The sequence below is a fragment of the Sphingomonas sp. T1 genome (genome assembly GCF_902506585.1).
GTDB classification, from domain to species: Bacteria; Pseudomonadota; Alphaproteobacteria; order Sphingomonadales; family Sphingomonadaceae; genus Sphingomonas; species Sphingomonas aerolata.
Window position 1 is genome coordinate 1 of record NZ_LR733884.1, and the last position, 2,699, is coordinate 2,699.

Below are 2,699 nucleotides of genomic sequence, written 5' to 3' on the forward strand. Positions count from 1 at the left end.
CATCTCGCTGCCTTCGATGAACGCGCCGTCATAGGTGCGCAGCGTGCGCTCGTCCTGGCGGGTCTCGTCGGCGATCTGCGTTGCGCGCGTGTCCGCCATCGTGCGGGCCAGGTCGGAGAAGTTGGTGTACTTGGTCATGATAGCCTCCATGAGTTTTGTTTCTCACCTTCTTGTGAGGTCTCTCATTCGGCATGCGGCGGTCAGGGCCGTCAGGGACGTTAACCGGGAAGCCGCGCCGAAGGCGTGGACCCCGGTTAACGCTCGCGAGTGGGGGAGCCGATTTTCTCGGCCCCATAGCGGAGCGAAGCGGAGTGGCGGGGTCGTGAAAATTGGGGGCACCGCTCGTCCTTGACGGTCCGCCAACCCCGCATGCCATGCTCGGACTCACAGAAAGATAGATTTGGTTTGGGTACGGCGACCGGATCGAGTGAGGACCGGCATTCGCGCGCCAAAGGCGTGCGGATGCAAAGCGGCGAGGGTAGCGCCCGAATGGGCGCGACCGATGTCGCTGTCGGTCCTCGCGAGACCGGTCGCCGTCCAGCGAGGGATCGTTACCCGAAGGGCGGAGACCCGCGGCACGCGGGGCTCCGGGCGGCGCAGCCGCCTAGAGCCCGGTCCCGCCCATAGGGCGGGCGCCCCTACCCTTCTCTGTCTTCTCTTCCACCATCGTCTTCGCCGAAACCATCATCGTCGGCGCGCTCCCATCCCGACCAGTCATCATAATCCGGCGGGGCCTCTGGTCCTGGGTCGTCGCGGTCCGCGGGGTAGTCACCGGCGTCGTCTTGCGGTTCGGTCGTCTCGGGAACTTGGTCGGCATCAACGTCACGCCAGCAGGCCGGATCGCAGTGCAACATCGGTATGCCGCGGTGGACGAAGGGCTTGCCATCCAGCAGCAGAGGTCGCGACGCGAGGCGTCGGCATGGTAGGTTTCGGCAGTTGACGAAACCACATGGGGCGGCCAGCGGATCGACCCGTGGCGCGGGCTCGTCCTCATCCGCGACCTGGACAGCAGGCTCGGCCATTGGCTCTGGATCCGTGAACGGGTTCACGTCGGGATCGAACAGGTCCGCTTGCTTCTGCATGGCAGTCTCCATGGATCGGCGCATCGATCATGCACCGGGTGCTGATGGAAGACGGCGCGCGAGCACGCGAAAGGGTGGGTCAGTAGAACTCCACCCGATCGGCGATGATCTCGCAGCCGTAGCGATCGTTGCCGTCGCGGTCCTGCCACTTGGTGTAGTGGAGCCGTCCCTCGACCGCGACCAAGTCGCCCTTCTTGCGGGCTCCGGACACTGCCTTGGCTAGGCCGTTGAAGCAGGTGACCTTGTGGAACTCGGTCTCCTTGACCGTGAAGCCGCTGCCGTCCTTGTAGGTGCGACCCTCCTTGTTGAGCTTGGGTCGGTCGGTCGCCACGAACACCGTGGTGATGTTGGTGTCACCGGCTTGGCGCAGCTCGGGGTCGCGGGCCAGACGGCCGACTAGGTTCACGTTGTTCATCGAAGCCTCCTTGGTGGGGCCGGCGGTTTCCCCGCCGGGTGTCACCGAGAAGCGGGGCGACGGGGGTCACCGCACCGGAGCGTCAGCGCAGGGGAACCGCTTTCGCGGGGTTGGTGCGGGCAGCCGCGCTTCAGCGCGGCAACACGGCCCCGCTAAAGCGGTTGCGGTGACCAACGGCGGTCCGCAGGTGACATGAGACCCGGCGCGGGAGACCGCTGGCCCGACAAGGTCCGCGAAGCTTCGATGGGCAGCACCTGTGAACCGGCTATGTCGGCCGCTTGGCCCGTGATCCCGAGCGATCGTTGTCGCGTTGGCGACGCTAGCATCGCTGGTCGAAGATGCCGATGATGGGGGCAAGCCGAAGGGGTGACACGCCGGACGGTGGCGCATAAGCGAGGACATCCGGTTTCGCGGCCGGGTCGGTTGTCGGCTTGGCCGATGTGTCGGTTCCGCGGGTCGGCGTAAGTCGGTTGGGTTCCATCGGCGCTCGCGCAGCCATGCGGCTGGGCCTGGGCGACGCGCCTGCTTGAGCTCCGCGGACGACGTTGGTGGCCGTGACCCGACCCGGAAGGGTGTCACCGCAGGTGATGCCCTTCTTCGGGCGGGGCGACCGTGCGTAGTGAATGAAAAAGGGGACCGCCTCGCGAGAGGCGATCCCCTTTTCGGCTCCGGCCAACCGCCTTAGGCGACCGGCTCGATCGGAGCGGTGCTCATGCCCAGGCCGTCATCGGGACCGGCACCCGCGCCGGCACCGGCGAGATCGCCTGCGGTGGGGCTGCCGTCGGCGCCGAACGGCGGGGCGAGGTCGTCCTCGCTCGCCTTGACGCCGAGCGCGGTGCCCACGTCGCGACGCTTCTGCGCGCGCTGCCACACCAGGTTGTAGGACTCGTCCTCCTGCCGGAAGGCGGAGATCTGCAGCGGCGCGGGCAGCGACGGGTCGTCGATGCGGCCGTTGAGGAACGCCTCGCCGGTGTTGTTCGAGACCAGCTCGAACAGCGCGCCGACCTGTACCCAGGTCTTGTTGGCGGTCAGCGCGTGGATCTCGTAGCGCGGTGCGCGCGGGTTGGTGGACTGCACCGGCTTCAGCGCGATGGTCATCGCAACCGCCAGGGTGGAAACCCGGCCCATGTAGATGCCAGCCGCGTTCTGCTTGATCGAACCGATGTTCATGACGACGTCTCCTGTGCGTCTCTGGACCCCTT

Annotated in this window: 3 protein-coding genes; all 3 read right to left on the minus strand. The window is 66.8% G+C overall.

The window, feature by feature from the left end; translation table 11 throughout:
• Positions 1-638 precede the first annotated feature (638 nt).
• The 3 genes from GV027_RS18690 to GV027_RS18700 all read right to left on the minus strand — a co-directional run bounded on the left by GV027_RS18690 (position 639) and on the right by GV027_RS18700 (position 2,667).
• Entirely contained in the window at positions 639-1,082 is a 444-nt protein-coding gene (locus tag GV027_RS18690; RefSeq protein ID WP_201302706.1) for a hypothetical protein, read from the minus strand.
• Between the two features lie 79 nt (positions 1,083-1,161).
• Positions 1,162-1,497: a single-stranded DNA-binding protein gene (locus GV027_RS18695; RefSeq protein ID WP_159513163.1), complete on the minus strand. Its 336-nt coding sequence runs from the start codon at positions 1,495-1,497 to the stop codon at positions 1,162-1,164.
• Positions 1,498-2,178: 681 nt separating this feature from the next.
• Entirely contained in the window at positions 2,179-2,667 is a 489-nt protein-coding gene (locus GV027_RS18700) for a DUF736 domain-containing protein (RefSeq protein WP_159513164.1), read from the minus strand.
• Positions 2,668-2,699: the final 32 nt, after the last annotated feature.